The sequence below is a fragment of the Vibrio sp. PNB23_22_6 genome (genome assembly GCF_052877535.1).
The window spans coordinates 296,901-314,759 of record NZ_JBNFXP010000001.1; the positions used below are offsets into that span (position 1 = coordinate 296,901).

Sequence of the window (17,859 nt, forward strand, 5' to 3'; positions counted from 1 at the left end):
TTCACTCGATCCATTAAGTATTTCTCAACACGTTCCATGCTTCACACAACACTCTGAAACGCTCTGCATCGCCATTTTGTCGGTCAGGATGCCAGCGCAGTGCGAGCTTTCGCCATTGTTTACGAATATCACCTGTTGACGCATCTTTGTTAAGTTCAAACAAACCCAGCGCTTTACTACGGTCGATATCGGAAGCAGACTCGCCACCAATAAATCGTTGGTATCGACGCCAAAAATCATTCAGCAACCGACGCACTTCCCCTTGCTCTGCTTCATAGTGTCGCCAGTCAAGATAGTAATCGCGTAGCGGATCCCTTTCATCAATAACATGGTGAGAGGCTTCAGTGGCTCGCATCAACACAATATGCATCGCTTCGACTTGTAACCACCTATCAGGATGCAAAATGCCTTGAAGCTGGTATAACCCATTCATCAACAGAAAATTTCGTTTAAAAAGATCTATGTCTGGCGACTCGTCCAGCGATGTGATGTAGCCTTGCTCACTGAGTTTATGCGCCAAGGTATGCACTTTCCAACCAGATGGTTGTTTGCGTAGAATTTCAAGAATCGGCCACAGTAGTGGATTTTCCAACTCATACTGTTGGCTCAGGCAAACATCATTCCGTTCGTCCATGTGTCCTCGTGCGATGTGTTTTGTATAAAACGAGTTAACCATAAAAACAAAAAGGCCGATAGTCATCAACTATCGGCCTTGGCGGTATGAACACGTTAGGTTAAATGACGCCTAATTCTCTCAGGCGTTCCATTAGATAGCTATCTGCTGTATAGCGTTCTGAAAGCACCGTCTCTGGTTTCGGGTGCAGAAACAACGGAAGTGAGATACGTGAGTTTTCCTGACGTTCACCGGTTGGGTTGATCACACGGTGAGTGGTCGATGGAAAATAGCCACCGGATGCTTCTTGTAACATATCACCGATATTGATGATCAAGTTGCCAAAGTCACAAGGTACATCTAGCCAGTCTCCTTCTTTGCTCATCACTTGAAGGCCCGGCTCATTGGCAGCAGGAAGAACCGTCAGTAAGTTAATGTCTTCATGCGCAGCTGCACGAATTGCACCTGGTTCTTCTTCCCCCGTCATTGGTGGGTAATGAAGTACACGCAGCAACGTTTTATCACTGTTATTGATCATTTCAGACAGCGCAACTGAGAACTTCTCTTGAACCTCTTTTGGTGCGTATTCTTCTACCCAACCAAGTAATTCTTGAGCAAACGCATTGGCACGCTCATAGTATTCCATGATTTCCGCTTTTAGCTGTTCAGGCATTTGTCCCCATGGGTACACATGGAAGTATTCTTTGATGTCTTTTACTGAGTGACCTTTCGCGACTTCAGAAACGGATGGTGGAAAATAACCATCTTGTGTTTCAACATTGAAGTAGAAATCGCTCTTTTGCTCTGAGCAAAAAACGCGTACCAGTTTTTATAAATAGACTCAACCAGCTCTTGTGGGATTGGGTGGTTCTTAAGAACACCAAAACCCGTTTCGCGCAATGAGGTAACGAACTGTTGAGCAGCATCGTCAGCGAGATAATCGACCGTTTCCAGTTTCATGACTTTACTTCTTTATTGTTAGACTGAGCCGTAAATTCTATGGACGGCCATGTTGTAAATCAAACTTTAATGAAATGTTTACATGCAAACGTTTTATTGTTGCGCAGTTTACCAATGTATCAACATAAAAAGTGAGCATCACATCGATAAAAGAAACAATTCACACTGTACAATTAAGTGTAATCATAACCGCAGCATTCAATTGAAGGATCAATGTTTCTATGGGAAGTACTTCGACTTTATTAGGTTTAACGATCATCTACGCTATCGTGTTTCTATACTCTGCGCTAGAGCCAAGTTCACGCGCGGTTTGGTTTGCTGAGATTGTTCCTGCCATTGGCATTCTAATCGCGATTTGGGTGTTATCTATCCGTTATCATTTCAGTCATACCGCCTACGTGCTGATGTTCATCTGGCTTTGTCTTCATACCATTGGCGCAAAATACACCTTTGCCGAGGTTCCGTTTGATTGGTTTAACAACCTGATTGGCTCTGAGCGTAATAACTTCGACCGTGTCGCACACTTTTCTATTGGTCTGTATGCATACCCTATTGCCGAATACTTAATTAATAAGAAGAAAGTGAGTGCAAGTCTAGCGTGTTGGTTTGCACTGTTCGCGATCATGTCGCTGGCAGCAGGTTATGAGATTATTGAATGGTGGTATGCGGAGCTTGTAGGCGGAGATGAAGGGATTGCCTTTCTGGGAGCGCAAGACGATATTTGGGATGCCCAGAAAGACATGTTGTGTGACACCATAGGGGCGATATTGTCGCTGTTTCTACTGACAACTCAGCGTCGACTGGCGAAGCCATTCTAGATACGGGTTAAAACCTTCTACAAATGGGACCTGCACGATTTGAGCGACTTCATATTCGTGTAGGTCTTTTATTTTGTCTTCGACTAACGCATACAAATCTTTTCGGGTTTTAATAATCAATAGCCATTCGTTATCGCTACAGATCTGCTCTTTCCACACGTAGTGGCTTTCAATCGGCATCGTTTGAATGCAAGCCGCAAGCTGTTCGTCTAGTAAGCCTTTGATGATTTCATCTCGGTTCTGCTGAGTACCCGCGGTACTCAAGACCATGCAGTATTCGTGTTGTTCGCTCATTTCGGACTCTATTTCATCGTAACCTTGCCACCTATCATTTTATAGGCAGGGGTTCCTCTCACTAACGTATCTCGTGCAAACTCTTGTCCACAACTCGGGCAAATGCAAGGCTCTTGGGTGCAATCTTCAACAATGCGTTCTTTGAAGCATTTAACCAGCGCGCCTTTGCCCCCTTTTCGGTACTTAAAAAGCTGCGTTTTACATTTGGCACAGTATACCTCGACCGTTCTCGTCGGCTGTTTGTTATTCGGTTTTGCCATCGTACTCTATTTCGGGCTTCACCCACACATTACTGAAATCAAACCAACCTAGCGCATTGCACTTGGCATTTTGTAGTGCGCCACTGTGGTCCTTGTTCACACCAAGCCAACAATGGAACATGGGTATAACTTGACAGCTCTTCACCAATTGCTTGCCTAACTCACGTGCAGGAAAATCGCTGTGTTTTCCGGCACGCCATTGATCCACCAGCGTCGACCAACGAGAAAAATCGTATTCAGCACTAAATTTGTCAATATCACTATAGTCTAATAGCCATCCTGCCAATGCGTCATTACGATTGGTCGCAATTCCCATGGCTTTGATCCAAATATCGACATCTTCTGGGGATGGCGGTTGGGTATCGTAACGAATAAACGCCACATCAACACCATGAGGTTTGAGTAAAGTCTTAATGGCCTTTGCAATGACAGGAAACATTGGGTGTTTCTTTTGGTATGCCACACAAATGCACTTCTCGCGTTGTGGCGCATCCCCAGCACTCACCGGCCTAAGGTCTATCCAGCCCGGCTTTAATCCGAATGCTTGCAGCACCCCTAACTCAATGACTTTATCTTGAGGAACGAGTGAGTAAACTTGATAACTGTTTAACGCCTGGCTTAAAAACTCTGCCCAGCGAGGATCTTTTGCGATCCCTGTATTTTTATTTAGCAATAAAAATGTACAACCAGGATCCAGTTCTACCTCATCGCTGGATGCTTGCTTATCCATCTGTGGCTTAGATAAGCTCGGATAGACCATAGATGAATAGGCTTCATCGATCACCCAGACTTCCACTTGATCCAGTAACGGACGAAAGCCAAAATAACCATCAAAGGCAGTAAGAATTAAGCGTTTATCGTCGTTCACTTTGACTAAAAACGGCCCTGTGCCAATGGGTTTTCTATCAAATTCTTCTGAACGCAGCGCTGTTGGCAACAACACTTTTGCTTGTGACTCACTCAATGCTAATGGCAGGTATTTATCAGGGCGTACAAGGTGAATATCAATCGTCCAAGGCTCTGGAGTGAGCACTTTTTCGATGTGTGAGAACAGATTTAAACTGCCGAGCGCTGAGAGACTCTCAATGACGCAATCCGTAGTGAGCAATTCACCATTATGAAAACGTACCCCTCGACGTAAATAAAAACGCCAATGGGTATCAGAAAGCGCTTCCCAGGTATGAGCTAAATCTGGCTGAAGTTGCTCGCTATCATCCAATTTGGTTAACCCGCTAAAGACTTGGCGTGCGATGTGCTGTTCAGAGCGACGCATTGGCTTTTGTGGGTTGAGCATCGCAAGCGGACGATAATAAGGCAGACGCACGACTTGTTCACCTTGACTGTGTCGCAAACCAAGATAACCTTGGATAACCTGAGTCAGTTTACCAGTGTCATTATCTAGTGCTTCTAATGCTTGACCAATCTTGCCCTCATCCAGATAACGACGAGCAAGGTTCTCGCTTACATCACTACGATTACGTTTAAAGACAAGCTTGGATAACTTACCTCGACCGGCAGCAGGGTGCCACTCAATCCACCCCTCTTCTTCCAGTTTATTTAGAACGATTCGGGCATTTCGGCGGGTACAGAATAACGCTTCGGTTATATCTTCGAGTTGAACTTCTGTATCATTACCAGAAAATTTTTCAAAAAGTGTTTCGAATTGAACACGTAAACGTGGGCTACTCATAAAGAGGAAATTTAGTTTTCTGAACGATAAACCAAGTTTCCTCATTTTTGGCAAAAAGTGCAAACATCGATAGCTAAATTATTGAATATCGATACCAATTTCTTGTGCTATTTGGCGTAATTGCGCTTCATCATCAAGCTTAATTGACCATTTACTCTCTGCGCCATGCGCTAGCACAACGTTGGCCCCACGCCCTAGTAACTGAATCGCATCCGTTTGCGCTTGCAACGTCACCATGCTATTGCCTGACAACTTGATGACAATTTCTCGTTGTGTTGCAATGATTTTTCCAATTGAGAATTCGATAACCATCTGTCTTTATTCAGCCTTTGTCTTTTGTTGCTTAACGGCAATGGTCAGGCGACTAGTACAAACCAAACGCTCTCGCTCATCCGTGATATTGATTTGCCAAACTTGGGTCGACACCCCTAAATGAACGGGTCTTGCGGTACCAACCACTTTACCGCTTCGCATCGCACGAACGTGGTTCGCGTTAATATCCAATCCCACACAGTAACTGCCCTCACCAACACAGAAATTCGCCGCTAAAGAGCCAAGCGTTTCCGCTAAAACGACGGACGCTCCGCCATGCAGCATGCCAAGTGGTTGATGGGTAAAACTACAAACCGGCATCGTGGCGGTGAGTGAGTCGTTCGTAAAATCGGTATAAACAATTTGTAGATGTTCCATCATTGTATTCTTGGACGTCGCGTTAAGAATGTCCAAGTTTATTGGCTTTTTCCAAATACTCATTTTTGTTTGCTCTTATCAAACTTAGTTGTGGACTGGCGGTTTCACCCTTATCAAGCGTGCTCAGGATAGTCTTTCTTCTAGATAGGCTTCAAGCTAAAGTGATATATTGACCTACTCAATTTAAATACCTTAACATCTCACTTGTTAACGCTATTCTACTGTAACAACACAGAAAATATATAGGGAGCCGATTATGAGGACATGGATTAAAGCCTCGACATTGTTGACCATTGCCGGGCTTACTGCATGCAGTGCTTCACCCACTGGACGTAACCAAATCTTGATGTTTTCCGATCAAGAGATGTCATCACTGGGCGCAAATTCTTTCGAGCAAATGAAGAAAGAAATCCCAATAAACAAAGACAAAAAAGTGAACGCTTATGTTCAATGCGTCGCGAAACGGATCACCAATACCATTCCTCCTCAAGCGGGGTTTAAAGATTGGGAGGTTGTCGTGTTTGACAGTAACCAGGTCAATGCCTTTGCTCTTCCCGGCGGAAAAATCGGTGTTTATACTGGTCTACTAAACGTTGCCAAAAACCAAGATCAACTAGCAACAGTTATCGGCCATGAGGTAGCGCACGTCTTGGCTGATCATAGTAACGAGCGTCTTTCTCAAAGCCAACTGGCGAACGCGGGTCTATCCCTAGCAAACGTTGCGTTAGGCGCTTCAGAATACAAAGAGTACCAACAGCTGACCATGTCTGCACTTGGCTTAGGTGTCCAATACGGAGTCATCCTGCCATATGGACGAACGCAAGAGTCAGAAGCGGACATTGTCGGCCTTGAGTTCATGGCAAAAGCGGGCTTCGACCCAAATCAAAGTGTGGACTTATGGAAAAATATGGGTAAAGCCTCTGGTGGCTCACAACCACCTGAATTCTTTTCAACTCACCCATCCCACAACACGCGCATCAAAGATTTGCAAGCAACGATCAAAACATTACCAGCTTACAATGTAAAAGCACCTAAATGCGGTTAGTTTTTGGGGTGATTTTGGTTGATAAACAAAGACCGATTAAGATAAAAAGAAGCGCCATAATGGCGCTTTTCATTTTTCTTAGGTACCAAGAATTTGCAATGGCAAGCTGAGTAAGCTGTCTCCTAAGCCCGCAAAATACCAGATGATGGCAATAAACCCACCCACAGAGAATAGGTACCAAGCAAAAGAGAACAGTTGACCATATCGCGTTAACGGCAGTAAATGACTATGGTGCCGCGTTCGCCACTCCATCACAACTTCTAGCATCCCCATCATCAATAAGAAGCCTAGCAGCGTTAAACCAAAGGTATAACTGATATAGATACCAAGCAGAGCAGCAACAATGCTTCCAGCCAGCCCTACCCATGTATTCATCGAGAACGTGATGCTCTTAAGTACATGACCACCATCCAAAGGCAGGATTGGCAAGAGATTGAAGAGGTTTAGCAAAGCATTAAATACCGCAAGGCCAGCAAAGATCATCTCACCAGTCATCCAGTACAACACGGTAAAGACAATACTTAACACCAAACCAAAAAACGGTCCCATGATGGAGATAACCACATCTTGCCAACGCGTATTTATCTTCTCATCACTCAAGGCTAAACCACCTAAAAACGGAATAAGGTAGATGCCCTTGGTTTTCATGCCAAAATACTTCATCGCCCGAATGTGGCCGTATTCATGAAAGACTAAACACGCCACAAGCGCTAATGCGAACTCAATAGAAAACAGCCATGAGTAGGCGGCTAAGCTAGCAGATGCCAACGCCACCTTTATTACTTTGGCACTTTTTAGCGCCTTCATTCCAAGGGAAACGAGTCCAATTAAGCTGAACCGCTTTTCTGCTGGTGGCGCTTCAACTGGTACTTGGCGTTCGATGTCTTTTTCATTGCGCACCCCTTCTGTTACCGGAACATCGTTGACTGATACTTGATATGAAAAGTCAAAGGGTTGCCAATTTAGTTCACAGTCAAGCTGACAGTGTAAAACCTCTTCGCCTGCTGACAATGTAAACTGATGACGAGTAACACCTGACTCATCGTCACTGGCATCGATTTGGGACACCAGAGTGTTATCCCAAAAAAGTTGTTGCCACCCCGCCATTGAGCCTTCCAGCCTAAGCGATCTTCCTAAAAATTCTATGTGTAGTAGTTCCAACGCGGTTTCCAATGCGACAAACACAAAGTGCGAATTATGCCTGCAATAAAAAAGAACACAAAGCATGTTAACTCGACGTGTTTTAACTTCATTTCTCGTTAAAGTGTCAAAATAAATCTGGTCTAACCAATCTAGATAAAAAATTCACTTAAAAACAGAACATTAAAAATCATCACTTGACCTATGCATCATATTTAAAACATAAAAGGTGTGCAATCTTTGACAAAATAGCATATGGACAATTAACATATCCGTTACATTAGAGTTGTAAGTCTATTCCATAAACGCTGATGTACTCGCCACCCAATAATTACAAAGACTTCGGTCTAGCATAATGACACCCTAGGAGGGTCAAGGATGAACAAGAAGCACTGCTCTCTGCTTACAATTTCAATATTGTTAGCGTGTAAAGCCCATGCTGCAGGTTTTCAGGTTGCTGAGCACTCAGCATCAGGTCTTGGTCGGGCATTTTCCGGTGAAGGTTCGGTCGCCGATAATGCAAGCGTTCTAGCGCGTAACCCTGCTGCAATGACTCTTTTTAAAGAAGCTCAGTTCTCTGGAGCGCTTTCTATCGTCGATCCGGAAGTAAACGTTTATGATACTTTTCATGACGAACACGCTGATGACGTTGCCCCTCTACAAGTTGTCCCTGCTGGCTATTACATCAGCCCAATCAATGACCAGTGGGCTTGGGGTATTGGCATGTTCACCACCTATGGAGTAGCTACCGACTACCCGGATGATATCTCTGCTGGTGACATGGCAGGCGATACCGCCCTACTTTCTGTCAACATCAACCCGAACGTTGCATACCGTATCAACGAGCAATTCAGCATCGGTGGTGGTATTAATCTTGTTTATGCACATGCAGAACTCACTCGTCACAAAGGCGTACTCGCTGGTGTCTTGGGTGGGAAAAAATCAGACAAATTGATTGGCATGGTCGGTGATACATTTGCTTGGGGCTGGAATATTGGTGCTCTCTTCGAGCTCAACGAAAGCAACCGATTCGGGTTTGGTTATCGTTCACAAGTTGACCTTGACTTCGATAACGGTGAGTTCAGTAGCTATGACTCCGGCATTGCTACCGCACCAAAAGTTGATGGACGTTTACAAATCTCTCTCCCATCGATCATCGAATTGTCCGCATTCCACCAACTCAATGAGCAATGGGCTATCCACTACGGTTGGCAACAAACCGATTGGAGCACCTTTAAAGAACTCAAAGCAACGAGTTCAGATTGTGCTGACGGCGTTTGTTTCTACAAGCCTGAAAAATATGAAGACAACAACCGTTACTCATTTGGTGGCACTTACACCCTGAATAGCGAATGGACACTGCGCGCAGGTATCGCTTATGACGAGCAAGCGGGTAAAGCGACATTGAGCATCCCTGACAGCGATCGCTTCTGGTACAGCGCAGGCGTGACTTATGCAATGCGTGAAAACCTCACTTTTGATGCCGGTTTTGCGTTCGTTAAGAGTAAATCAGGGTCATTTACTGAAACAAATGCTCTGGATCAAGAAATTACCTTTAATTCAGAAGGAGCGGCATACATCAGTGCTGTACAGATGAACTACACATTCAAGTAATTGGATTAATGGAGTAAGCCAATGAAACATACATTTAAACTATCACTGCTTTGTTCTGCGATCCTACTTGCTGGTTGTGGTGACAATACCTCTAGCTCTGGCACTTCTGATACCGTAACGTTTGAGCCTGCGGTTCAGGCACTGCTTGATCGCAACACGTCGATTAGCTTTACACTGCAAGGGGCGAATGCCGATGTACCAGTTCCATCATACTTATTAATGGATTCATCAGACGGAACGCTTGGCCTCCCAACTAATGGCGATGACGCACTAACTAACCCAGCCGCGGCAATGAATACGATGGACGGCTGGTCGACCTCAATGCCAATTGTGCTCAACTTTAATGGTGACGGTTTTGCAGATGGCCTTGTGACTTCTGGCGTCAGTGTTATCAAGATCAATCAGCGCTTAACAGACTGGGACGGCACTTCTAATCCAATCGAAAAAGTTCTAACGCTAGGTACGGATTTTGTTGTTCAAGCACGCGGTAACTCGTTATACATTCAGTTCATGAACTCTCTCGATGAATCTGGTGAATATATCTTCGCCGCAACTCAGGCAATCTCGGATGTAAATGGTAATCCAATTGGCACTTCCAACAGCTATGCGACTGGCAAGTCTAACGAGATTATTTACGAGAGTGGCGATTTAGCTTCAGTCCAAGCAGTGACGAAGGCGGTAGAAGGGATCTTTGGTCTTGCAAGCGTTAACCCGGCAGACATCGTTTACTCTTCATGGTTTAGTACTCAGTCAGTGGGTGACACGCTTGCCGCAGTAAAAGGTGTGACCGCGACGGGCTTCGCAACAGGTGCTAATACGCTGAACGCCGTTTACAAGAACGATGAAAGTGATGGTGCTGTTGACCTCGCGACTGCATACACTATGTCGCTGGGTACGACTCAAGATTTCGTTACAGCACTTGATGCAGACGAAGACTTCAACAAGTACATCAGTGACTTGGATGCAGCTAAAACAGCGATTAAAGGTCTCTATGCTGGCTCAGCGGTAAACGTCAATGTCACTCAAGGTGTGGTAAGGCTTCCACATTACCTTGATAAAGGTGCGGATTGGAACATGCAGCCTATGGTATCTGCAATGCCTAGCCTTGCGAAACTGAGCGCTGCATTGGCCGATCCTAATGAGCAAGCAAACATGGTCCAACAGCTATCTACTGGTATCTTCGCTGATGATCCTGTTGATGTAACGAAACTTGCTACTGACCCAACAGAACAACTAAAATTGGTAGGCTCTGAGTTGTTTCTATCGAGCGGCACCCGGTTAGACAGCGAGCGTATTATTACTCGCTACTCGCCAGTCCCTGTTGTTAAGTCATTAGAAGACGTTGAGTTTCTTCTATTTACGCCAGAAACAGGAACGCCAACAGACGTTGTGATTTACCAACACGGTATTACTTCGGCAAAAGAGAACGCCTATTCTTTCGCGTTTAACATGGTGAAAGCAGGCGTTGCGGTTATCGCTATCGACCTACCAATCCATGGTACTCGTAGTCTAGACGAACAACGCTCTGCTAACGCGGATGTATTGGCTTACTTGAACCTGTCTAACCTAGCTGTGGCACGTGACAACCTTCGTCAAAGCGTGCTTGATGTACTGGGTCTTCGTGCGAGTTTAGTGGTTTCAGCACAAGCGGGCCTTCTAGCGAGCACCCCTCTTCAAGCCTTTAACCCAATGGCAGGCTCAAAAGTGAAGATGCTTGGTCACTCACTGGGCGGTATCGTTGGAACTTCAGCGGTTGCAGCTGCAAACAACACATTGGGTAGCCCAACGGCAGACGCGTTGTACACATTTAGTGGTGCATCAATCCAAAACGCAGGTGGCCAAATTGGTAACCTACTGCTTGGTTCGTCTAACTTTGGCCCGCAGATCAAACATAACCTAGCTTACGTAGCATCAGCAGACTACGCGAGCTACGCAGATGCATCTTGTGCAGAGCTATCAGATAAAGCGTGTTACGAGGCGTTTGAACAAATGGCAACTGAAGATCAGCTTAGAGCACTTCACTCTGGCTTCTCTAGCTTTATCTATGCTGCACAAACAACGCTTGATACCGTTGATCCATTCACCAATGCAAGTGACCTGATGTCTACTGGCTCACTATCAACACCGTTCTTCATGACAGAAGTAGATGGTGACGATACGGTTCCGAATAACGTTGCCAATGCACCATTTGCCGGCACTGAGCCTCTAGCAGCGAAGCTGGGCCTAACCACGGTAAACCGTTCTAACACAGCTGTGTCCCCATCTGCTAGCTTTGTTCAGTTTAACGCGACGGCAACGCACAGCACGTTTGCTTCTCCAGCAGGAACACTGGCTGACTTTGATCATCACGTAGAAATGCAGATGGAAAATACGGACTTCCTAGTGGATGACGCGCTCTCAGGTGTAACAAGCACGTCTGTGTTGAAGTAATCCTTCATTGAATACAAAGCCCAGTTTCGATTGGGCTTTTTGCTTTCTGTATCACCAAAGCCCACTCATACTTCCTCTGCTATAGTTAAATCGTTGTCTTTATATATCTAACTCACTCGTTTAAAAAAGGAAGCGATATGCGCATATTGACCGTTATTGTTACTGCACTACTCCTCGCCGCATGCGGCAGCAGCCAATATCTTATGTCAACAAATGAAGGAAAGGTCATCACCTCTTATGGAAAGCCTGATCTTAATGAAGAGACTGGGATGTATGAGTATGAGGATGTAGACGGTAAAGAAATGAGCATTGCTAAAGACGAAATTGTGCAAATTATAGAACGTTAATGATATGCCTAAATTGCCTTAAGATTTTGGGGGTACCGCATGCCTTCTGCTGATGTGGAAGGTATTCTTAGGCTGCTCGCAAGCCAATGGTTGGCTCATGACTGGAGAAAGTGGCGATGAAATCAATTCGTCATTCAAAGTAATTGGCTGTCTTATTTATATTCTTGGCATTAATTGTTTAGCCAATAATTTACATCTTAAACCTATTCAGGTTGGAATATTGTAAAATCTAGTCTTTAATTCGCTAACACGCTTTTATTTCTCAAGATAAAGTGGATAATACCGCCACGAAATAACATTACTAAGGTGAGTCCTTATGTCTATCGAAGCTACTCTGCTTGCTCGCTGCGAGTCAAAATGTGAACTGTGTTCTTCTGAATCTCCATTAACCGCATACGCGGTACCACCACACGACCACGTCACCGTTGATACCGCTATCATGGTTTGTGACAAGTGCCACGGTGAGATCGAAGAACCTAAAGACATTAACCACTGGCGTTGTCTAAACGACAGCATGTGGAGTCAGGTTCCTGCTGTTCAAGTAACGGCATGGCGCCAATTAACTCGCCTAAACACCGAAAGCTGGGCTCAAGACGCTCTTGACATGATGTACATGGAAGAAGAGCTAATGAACTGGGCGATGAAAGGTATGTCTGCTGACGATAAAACGGTTGACTGCAACGGCACTGAACTGAAAAAAGGTGACGACGTAACAGTAATCAAAGACCTACCAGTTAAAGGGACAAACCAAGTAATTAAGCAAGGTACTGTTATTCGCGGTATCAGCCTTGGTGATGATCCTAAACTTGTTTCAGGTAAGGCAAACGGTGGTCAGTCTATGTACGTGATCGCTGAGTACTGCCGTAAGAAGTAATCTCAACATTATTTTCGATATTAAACGGGGTTCCAATTGGAACCCCGTTTTCGTTTTTGCATCCTCTCTTTTTCTCCTTATCCAATTAATCTACGTGATTCGCCGCTTTCGCTCGTAACCATTTTCGATTAAGGTTCTAAAAGGAAAAAATAAGATGGATTGTAGTATGAAGAAGTTAACTATCCTTGATGGCGGCATGGGACGAGAGCTCAAACGCATGGGCGCCCCATTCTCTCAACCGCTTTGGAGCGCGCAAGCTCTGATTGAATCGCCAGAATTTGTTTACCAAGCACACAACAACTTTATCCAGGCTGGTGCAGAGATCGTTATCGCCAACAGTTACGCTTGTGTACCATTTCATCTAGGACAACTCCTTTACGCTCAACAAGGCAGAGAGCTAGCACGCTTTGCCGCCCAAATCGCACGTGAATGTGCAGATAAGTCGCCGAACTCTGTTCAAGTGGCAGGTTGTATTCCACCAGTATTTGGTAGTTACCGCCCTGACCTCTTCGAACCAGTGGAAGGCGAAGCAATCTTCCGCTCTTTACTTAATGCTCAAGACGAGTTCGTCGACATCTGGATAGCAGAGACCATTTGCAGCATAGAAGAACTAAAATGCTTACAAAAGGTATTCAAAGATAACAACAAGCCTGTAGCGTACGCCTTCTCTCTTAGTGATGACGCATTGGAGACGGCGCTTCTACGCTCAGGAGAAACTGTCACACTCGCAATCGAGCATATTGCACAAAGCTTGGCAAATCAGAATACGTTTGGGATTTACTTCAACTGCTCTGTACCAGAAGTGATGGCAAAAGCCGTCAGCGAAACTCAAGCGGTTTTGCAGAAACATGGGAGCGATATAGCGATTGGCGTTTATGCGAATAACTTTACGGCAATCAAATCTGACCACGAAGCCAACAGCGCATTGCAATCGATGCGAGAACTGTCACCAGTGGAATACCTAGCTTTCGCGCAAGAATGGCACCTGCGCGGAGCAAGCGTTGTTGGAGGATGCTGCGGCATTGGTCCAGAACACATCAAAGCTCTGTCTGATTGGAAACGCTCCCTTTAAGAGCAAAGGTAGCGGGCACGACTCCTTAGTGGAAGTGTAAATTGCAGATACAAAAATGCCGGCGATTCAGCCGGCATTTTTAATTCGCTTTTCATTCAGATTAACGGTACATACCGATGTCTTTCTGAATGTGTGCAGATAGGTCTTCTGCGTAGTAACTGCGAGGTGCAGAGTTATCTACGAAAAGAATATCCAGTAAGTGAGCAATCAATCCTTTGAAGTTAACCGCGTAGGTCTTCTTATCCATAGAGGTTGGTAAAGCTACATTTATCATTTGCATTGCTTGTGCCATGATTGCCTCTCTTAAAAGCAGTAATTTGTTTCGTTGGTTGTATATTAGTCATTTTTTCTCTGAGCAAAAAATGACAAATTTTGGTTATTCAGATTAGTTTTTCTAATCAAACAAATCATTTACAAACCGCACGAATACAAAAACAACTTTCATGCATATCCATTCACCAGGGCGAATCTTTAGTTGAATAACTTGGACTTACGTCTATAGAGCCAAGTTAAAAAGCAACATATTTTTAACCACAAACTTTTTTGAGGTTTTTGAATTCACAAAATCATTAAAGATTTTGATTAGTAATTTTAACGCTAGTGGTATTGGTTTCTTTGTTCTTATAGATAGAAGCAATAACTGCGGTTGTCATTACCGTTACCAAGAACGTTAGTGACCAAGCGGTTGGAATTTCGTAATGTGTGCCAACCAACAACATCTTCACCCCAATGAACATCATGATCACTGACAGTGCCGGTTTTAGATACACAAACTTATCCAGCATTGCTTGAAGTACAAAGTACAAAGAACGTAAGCCCAACAGTGCGAACACGTTCGCAGCCAACACGAGGAAAGGCTCACGAGTGACTGCAAAGATTGCAGGAATTGAGTCCAGTGCAAACATCACATCCATTACTGCAATCACACCAACCACGATCAGCATAGGTGTCGCTACCCACTTACCAGCTTGTTTCAAGATCATGTGTTTACCTTGATACTCTTCTGTTACTGGTAAGAATTTGCGGATGAACTGCTCTGGGTATGGGTTCACCTCTTCTTCTTCGCCTTTATCACGTGCCAGTTTGATACCAGTCCAAATTAGAAACACAGCAAATAGGTAAAGTACCCAGTGATATTGGGCTAGCAGTTGAGCGCCAACCGCAATCATGATTGCACGCAATACAAGTGCACCAATCACCCCCCATAGTAGAGCGCGAGGACGCAAATGTTCCGGCACCTTGTATTGAGCAAAGATAATCGCAAATACAAACAAGTTATCAACGCTCAGCGACTTTTCAAGTAAGTAGCCGGTTAAGAAAGAGACCGTTGCTTTTTCGTGAGTGTAACCGCTGTGAGGCGCGTAATAATCCCAAAAGAAGTAGATAGAGCCTGCAAAGACAAACGCTAGCAGGAACCAGAATACGCTCCATCCGATGGCCTTTTTCATGGTTACTGTGTCGCCGCGAGTTTGATAGATATCAAGGGCAACCAAAACTAAAGTAAATAGGCCGAATACACCGTACATCGTCAGTGATTCTTGCATTGCAACGGATTGGCTTAATTGGGTGGTATTTTCGATAAGAGACATGCTTCCTCCCAGGCGGAAGGACATATTCAGGTTGACCTTCCGCAGACAATAAAAACTAGCAGTCACATTAGCCATGTGCCCGCTGTTCAATGAATGCGTTGGTCTCGTTGAAGTGATCACCTGACGAATCAAATGACACCTTTACTTACCGGATAAGCTGACGCTTAACGAGATGACGATAAGTAAACTTGCGCTAACTACTCCCCAAACGCCGCCATCATACGCTTGCAAACCTCGATCTCCAACAAAAAATAGTTATCGATACCTAACGTGAATCCTTATCGTGCCCGTCAATTATTTCTATGAATTCATTGTTATAAAAAACAAAAAAGGAGCACTTTTGGTGCTCCTCATTTCACAATGACGTTAGCCAATTAAAAACCGTTAATAGGTACTAAATAAACTAACGTAGACCATACAGCAATCCAAGCAACGACCACTGCGGCATCTGCCCAATCTGAATTCCACATGCTCCCTTCCCTTCCATTCACGTTCCGCAACAACAAAGAAAGCAAAAATGGAACCAACTACATTGGTTATTTACTCTTCGAGTACAATTTATGATCTTGATTCAAACAATTTGGCTCATCAGTCAGTAACTCTATAAAGCAATCGGCCATAGAGAGATTGCTAATGACTCCTTCACCTCTCATATCAAGTAGTGCTTCGTAGCCCTCTTTACCTTTCATTGTATAGGCGGAAGATGCACCGCGATACCATTGCTCATCTTGAACATGATCCCAGTGTTGACCATCAAAGATTTGAAGGTTCTTTATACGCTCACCTCGTGGTGCCTCAGCATTATAATCAAAACTCAAATTATGCGTGTATGGGTAACTGCCGGACCCTGTCCCTTCAACACCGTTATTAAGCGCATTGTTGATTGCGCCCTCTAACGCATGTCGAATTGTACCACCTTGCACGTCATAACAACCGATCGGCACGGCAAATGGCAACAATCGACCGGCAACATCTGCCACGGTAATGTTACCTGGGTTCAGTGACGTTCGCACTCCACCTGCGTTATGAATGGCAAATTGCACCTGCTGACCACGTTTATTCAAACTATATAAAAAAGAACGTGCAACCGCTGGTGCTATATCGCTACCACCGAACGCATCTGGCACTCTCACGTGTCGCTTTTTAGCATCAACATGTGCAATCACTTGGGACTGCAATTGACGCACTCTAGGGATATATTTGTCGTTAAGAATTGCTTGGATCTGTGGGTGTTTTTTGCACACGACTACATTGGGTTGACCATGAATAAAATCGCAAGCAGTTTCAAACATGCCTCGGTCTAGTTGTTCGCTTAATGTTGAGTCCCAGAATATTCGACGTCCTAATAACAACTCATTTTGGCCGCTTAACATCGTCGCTTTACCATTTTCATCGAACTCCAGGACACAATGTCCGATGGTTAATGCGTGAAAGCCCGATTGCACAACGTAGGTGTCATTTACTCGTCTACCATAAGGGTCATCTTCGCCTAAACCGACCGCTGTAAAGTCACCCTGTAACTTATGGCTATGTCCACCAACAATGATCCCAATACCGTCGACTTGAGCAGCAAGCTCTAAATCTCCTTCGTAGCCCAAATGACTAAGTAGGATAATGTTTTTGATCCCTGCATTGTGAATCTGCTTCACTGTCCACTTTGCCGTTTCAATTGCCGAAACAAATGGCGTGTCGGCATCAGGATTTGCGATATCGCTCATTTTATCAATGGATAGGCCAAAGATAGCCACCTTTTCTCCACTGAACTCTTTCACCAGAAATTGCGCACTTTTCGTTTCCGCTTGATAGCTCAGGACGTTACTACAATTGTTGAGGCGATGGCTCTTCTGTTGACATTCATTCGAAAGATCCCAGTTACCGGCAAGCAATGGAAATTCAGTGCGTTTACAGAACAGCGCGACAGGCTCATTACCCATGTCAAGTTCGTGATTGCCCAATACCATGGCATCTATCTGTAAAGCATTGAGCAGATCTGCATTTGCGATTCCTTTAAACAATGAAAAGTAAAGCGTCCCCTGAAAACAGTCTCCAGCATGTAAAAACAGCATACCTTGTCCTTGCCGTTGAGCGTCATCTCGCAACTGCTCTACCCGAGTCGCAATACGAGAAAAGCCCCCCGCACTCACATATGGTTCAAGGAAATGATCGCTATTCACGTTTAGCTTTAACTGTAATGACGTTGGCTCAAAGTAGGAATGTGTGTCATTGATGTGTGCCAATTTCAGTCTGATTGGCTTATGATTTTTATTCATTATCATCTTCTCTCTTTTCATTCCTTATAATTATTAGAAGCGAATCATGACAGAATCATGAATTTTATGAAACATAGAAAATTTGATTTCATTTTTAAGTGATCTACCTAAGTGACTTAAGATGCTGGATTCAGATCATAGTTGCTATTTTCA

17 protein-coding genes and 1 pseudogene are annotated in these 17,859 nt (G+C 44.4%); 7 read left to right on the forward strand and 11 right to left on the reverse strand.

Translation table 11 applies throughout. From position 1 onward, the window contains the following. Positions 1–13: 13 nt before the first annotated feature. Entirely contained in the window at positions 14–634 is a 621-nt protein-coding gene (locus ACVA54_RS01275) for a DNA-J related domain-containing protein (RefSeq protein WP_446608487.1), read from the reverse strand. A 100-nt stretch (positions 635–734) separates the two neighbouring features. Continuing rightward, a pseudogene (locus ACVA54_RS01280) lies at positions 735–1,573 on the reverse strand (isopenicillin N synthase family dioxygenase). A 221-nt stretch (positions 1,574–1,794) separates the two neighbouring features. On the opposite strand from ACVA54_RS01280, the gene ACVA54_RS01285 reads away from it, so the two are divergent. After that, positions 1,795–2,391: a DUF2238 domain-containing protein gene (locus ACVA54_RS01285; RefSeq protein ID WP_099077735.1), complete on the forward strand. Its 597-nt coding sequence runs from the start codon at positions 1,795–1,797 to the stop codon at positions 2,389–2,391. On the opposite strand, the gene cutA is transcribed toward ACVA54_RS01285, so the two are convergent. From cutA to ACVA54_RS01310, 5 genes are all read right to left on the reverse strand, one after another. Next, complete coding sequence (cutA, locus tag ACVA54_RS01290) at positions 2,353–2,685, reverse strand: divalent-cation tolerance protein CutA (protein WP_099077734.1); 333 nt, start codon at positions 2,683–2,685, stop codon at positions 2,353–2,355. The genes ACVA54_RS01285 and cutA overlap by 39 nt on opposite strands. Positions 2,686–2,693: 8 nt before the next feature. Continuing rightward, positions 2,694–2,945: a hypothetical protein gene (locus ACVA54_RS01295; protein WP_099077733.1), complete on the reverse strand. Its 252-nt coding sequence runs from the start codon at positions 2,943–2,945 to the stop codon at positions 2,694–2,696. Continuing rightward, positions 2,929–4,635: an SgrR family transcriptional regulator gene (locus ACVA54_RS01300; RefSeq protein ID WP_446649345.1), complete on the reverse strand. Its 1,707-nt coding sequence runs from the start codon at positions 4,633–4,635 to the stop codon at positions 2,929–2,931. The genes ACVA54_RS01295 and ACVA54_RS01300 overlap by 17 nt, the downstream gene beginning before the upstream one ends. 78 nt (positions 4,636–4,713) lie before the next feature. Continuing rightward, positions 4,714–4,947 (reverse strand): DUF3389 domain-containing protein, encoded by a 234-nt coding sequence (locus ACVA54_RS01305; protein ID WP_099077731.1) that lies wholly within the window; start codon positions 4,945–4,947, stop codon positions 4,714–4,716. A 6-nt stretch (positions 4,948–4,953) separates the two neighbouring features. Next, entirely contained in the window at positions 4,954–5,388 is a 435-nt protein-coding gene (locus ACVA54_RS01310; RefSeq protein WP_099077730.1) for a hotdog fold thioesterase, read from the reverse strand. A 193-nt stretch (positions 5,389–5,581) separates the two neighbouring features. On the opposite strand from ACVA54_RS01310, the gene ACVA54_RS01315 reads away from it, so the two are divergent. After that, positions 5,582–6,370, forward strand: a complete 789-nt coding sequence (locus ACVA54_RS01315; protein WP_099077729.1) for a M48 family metallopeptidase — start codon at positions 5,582–5,584, stop codon at positions 6,368–6,370. A 78-nt stretch (positions 6,371–6,448) separates the two neighbouring features. Here ACVA54_RS01315 and ACVA54_RS01320 read toward each other — a convergent pair whose 3' ends face one another. After that, positions 6,449–7,477: a site-2 protease family protein gene (locus ACVA54_RS01320; RefSeq protein WP_172438025.1), complete on the reverse strand. Its 1,029-nt coding sequence runs from the start codon at positions 7,475–7,477 to the stop codon at positions 6,449–6,451. 411 nt (positions 7,478–7,888) lie between these two features. On the opposite strand from ACVA54_RS01320, the gene ACVA54_RS01325 reads away from it, so the two are divergent. The 5 genes from ACVA54_RS01325 to ACVA54_RS01345 all read left to right on the forward strand — a co-directional run bounded on the left by ACVA54_RS01325 (position 7,889) and on the right by ACVA54_RS01345 (position 13,847). Then, a complete protein-coding gene (locus ACVA54_RS01325) occupies positions 7,889–9,124 on the forward strand; it encodes an outer membrane protein transport protein (protein ID WP_099077728.1) in 1,236 nt (411 codons plus the stop codon). Between the two features lie 21 nt (positions 9,125–9,145). Further along, positions 9,146–11,554 (forward strand): VolA/Pla-1 family phospholipase, encoded by a 2,409-nt coding sequence (locus ACVA54_RS01330; RefSeq protein ID WP_446644715.1) that lies wholly within the window; start codon positions 9,146–9,148, stop codon positions 11,552–11,554. Between the two features lie 137 nt (positions 11,555–11,691). Beyond that, complete coding sequence (locus ACVA54_RS01335; protein ID WP_099077726.1) at positions 11,692–11,901, forward strand: YgdI/YgdR family lipoprotein; 210 nt, start codon at positions 11,692–11,694, stop codon at positions 11,899–11,901. Between the two features lie 316 nt (positions 11,902–12,217). Then, positions 12,218–12,775 carry a PhnA domain-containing protein gene (locus tag ACVA54_RS01340; RefSeq protein WP_099077725.1) on the forward strand — a complete coding sequence of 186 codons (558 nt, stop codon included), beginning with the start codon at positions 12,218–12,220 and terminating at the stop codon, positions 12,773–12,775. Between the two features lie 166 nt (positions 12,776–12,941). Then, positions 12,942–13,847 (forward strand): homocysteine S-methyltransferase family protein, encoded by a 906-nt coding sequence (locus tag ACVA54_RS01345; RefSeq protein ID WP_446617125.1) that lies wholly within the window; start codon positions 12,942–12,944, stop codon positions 13,845–13,847. Between the two features lie 100 nt (positions 13,848–13,947). Here the strand turns inward: ACVA54_RS01345 and ACVA54_RS01350 are convergent, their stop codons facing one another. The 3 genes from ACVA54_RS01350 to ACVA54_RS01360 all read right to left on the reverse strand — a co-directional run bounded on the left by ACVA54_RS01350 (position 13,948) and on the right by ACVA54_RS01360 (position 17,712). Continuing rightward, positions 13,948–14,139, reverse strand: coding sequence for a hypothetical protein (locus ACVA54_RS01350; RefSeq protein ID WP_099077724.1), 192 nt, complete (start codon positions 14,137–14,139; stop codon positions 13,948–13,950). 277 nt (positions 14,140–14,416) lie between these two features. Next, entirely contained in the window at positions 14,417–15,436 is a 1,020-nt protein-coding gene (locus ACVA54_RS01355; protein ID WP_446579572.1) for a TerC/Alx family metal homeostasis membrane protein, read from the reverse strand. Positions 15,437–15,972: 536 nt separating this feature from the next. Further along, positions 15,973–17,712: a bifunctional metallophosphatase/5'-nucleotidase gene (locus ACVA54_RS01360; protein ID WP_446579570.1), complete on the reverse strand. Its 1,740-nt coding sequence runs from the start codon at positions 17,710–17,712 to the stop codon at positions 15,973–15,975. Between the last annotated feature and the right edge of the window lie 147 nt (positions 17,713–17,859).